The 2,399-nt window shown below is 41.9% G+C and carries 2 protein-coding genes; both read right to left on the bottom strand.

Annotated features, from left to right (window positions below):
* Positions 1-74: 74 nt before the first annotated feature.
* Positions 75-1,055 (bottom strand): DEAD/DEAH box helicase, encoded by a 981-nt coding sequence (locus tag EKO24_RS06280; protein ID WP_127030786.1) that lies wholly within the window; start codon positions 1,053-1,055, stop codon positions 75-77.
* Positions 1,056-1,068: 13 nt separating this feature from the next.
* Entirely contained in the window at positions 1,069-2,325 is a 1,257-nt protein-coding gene (locus tag EKO24_RS06275) for an STY4851/ECs_5259 family protein (RefSeq protein WP_127030787.1), read from the bottom strand.
* Positions 2,326-2,399 lie beyond the last annotated feature (74 nt).

The raw sequence follows: 2,399 nt of genomic DNA, 5'->3' as shown, positions 1-2,399 counted from the left end.
GTATAGGTGTTGGGTTTTTCTTGGCTCATTTGGACTCACATCTTTTTGAGAGTATTTTAAAAAATGTGTCCGGTTTAGTGTAGCCACATCACTTGATCTTGCGAAATACCCGCCAAATCGGCCAGATAACGTTGTAATGAAACATTATCCTTGTCACCAATAGTTGCCGACGTGGCGACAAAACGCACATCTTCGGCATTGACAGCGAAACCATGCAACACCCTACGCAATAACAGCGACAGTTCCGCCGCTTGCGAACCGATATAAGTATGCGCTTCATCCAAAACAATCCAGCGTAGTTTTCCTTGTGATTTTTGCAGAATCGGCGAGTCAACTTGCCGAACTAACATGTATTCAAGCATCGTAGAGTTAGTCACCAGTAAGGGAGGCGGCTCACTACGTAACAGGGCTCTGGATAAAATTTCATTCGGTGTTTGTGTCTGATTAAAACTTGTAGCTTTATCAGGCGTATTACCGTTATACAAGCAAAAACGCACGCCATTACCGAAGCTATCCGTCCAGGCGCGTAAACGATCTCGCTGGCTGTTAATCAAGGCATTAAGCGGATAAATAAATAAGGCTTGTACGCCGATCAACGGCTGTTTTTGTAACTCATACTGGCGCACTAAGTCATTGAGTACCGGCACCATAAAACACTCGGTTTTACCTGATCCCGTGCCACTGGTAATAACAATGGACTGAGGTTTACTTTCAGATAACTTTAACCACGACTTATATTGGTGTTGATAAGGCTGCCAATCTTTGCGAAATGCATAGTCTTTTAAATCAACGGGTGGATTATCCATTGCATCAAGTAACAAACGCTCCAACAAAGAACCGGCCAATCGCTCCATGCTGATATTTGCCTCTTCCCAGCCAAAAATAGCTTCAAAAACAGGATCGGCCAGAAAATTATTGCTATCACCAAGCGGTTGATTAAATTGTTCTGATAAAAATTGCCGTAAAGTGGGATCGCTGATGCCTAAAACACTTAAAGTGGCTTCGGCTGAGCGTTGTGATAACTGCGCGATAAGGGGCTGAAAATAACTGGACATGTGGGTTTAATTCTTAATCTGTCGATTGCTGGGATAAATAAGCCAATACAATTTTAAAAACTGCGTTAAACCAGTCTTCATCAAAGTCTTTCAAACGCTTTAATTTAAAAATAACGACTGCATCGCCTATCCAGTTTTCAGGTCTGTTTGTATTTGCACAATATGCCGCTAACAGCACAGGTAAAATAACCACAGCCCGATGATGGTCTGAAATATTTTCCAGTTTCAGCCATTGCTGCAGCGATTTATCCATTTTTGTCCAATGCGTTATAAGCTCCGGTTTTAATACTTCCAGCCATTTACTGTCTGCTTGTCGTCTATCCAATTCTTGTTGCGCATCTTTAATCATGCCTACCACATTATCGAGAACAGGTTGCTTCATAAAAATAAGTTCTGGATCGGCTGTTCCGCATAACGACTGATTAAGTATTCGTGCCACTATATCCATGGACGCACAAAGATAACTGATACGTTTGATGCGAGTTTCAATAATAGTGAAGACGTCGGTTTCATCCCCCATCGCTTGTTTTAAGTAATCGCTATAATTTTTGAAAACCGCTATCCAATCCTTCAACGGTATCAATTCCCAGAAAACCGGCAGCTCTTCGCCAAGTTTCCGGGTAAAGCTCTCATCCATTTGTAATACCAGCGCGGCTAACATTTTGGTATCCGTTACTGCTATTGACCAAACATCAAAACTGGCTAGGGGCAAATGAGCACACTGTTTCCATAAATATCTTAAATATGACCAGCCGCTATGCTCAAAATCCGTACACATCCGTTCTAAAATTACTTTGATGGCTTGGTGTCTGGATTGCGTTGAACCTGCTGTAACAGCGCTATGTAGTGTTGAAATTTCACAATTGGCTAATGAATCAACCTCCTTCTCATCACTAACGTTCCATAAAATGGGCCGTAAAGAGATTGAAGAGGTCACTGACGGATAAATCAACCAGGGACCTGGGACTCTCTTTTCAGGATAAAAAAACCAGCAGCCGATTTCTGTTTGCTCTGAAGATTTAACATCCAGTTTAATATGTTCTTGCTCAGGCTGAGAAAGTCGCATAGCCATGAGTTGAATTTGTGAGAGAGTGTCATACGACAAACAGGCATGATCGTTAGTATTTAATGCCACGCAACCCAACGACAGATTTCTTGTCAGCGAAAATTGATAGCGAAAAATTTTTGTCCGCAATAACTCAGTACCGTTTTCATACACAGCTAACTGCACATAACTATCCAGATTTCTACTGATATAGAACTTACGCATTGACAGCCGGTATAGAATATGAGGCATGAACTAACCCTAGGCAACGGAAGGCCCGCCCGTGATAAGAAAAATAA

Origin of the sequence: Candidatus Methylobacter oryzae, from assembly GCF_003994235.2 — a bacterium.
Classification (GTDB): Bacteria; Pseudomonadota; Gammaproteobacteria; order Methylococcales; family Methylomonadaceae; genus Methylobacter_A; species Methylobacter_A oryzae.
Note: the sequence above shows the minus strand (reverse complement) of the source record. Positions and strands in the feature narration are given on the sequence as shown.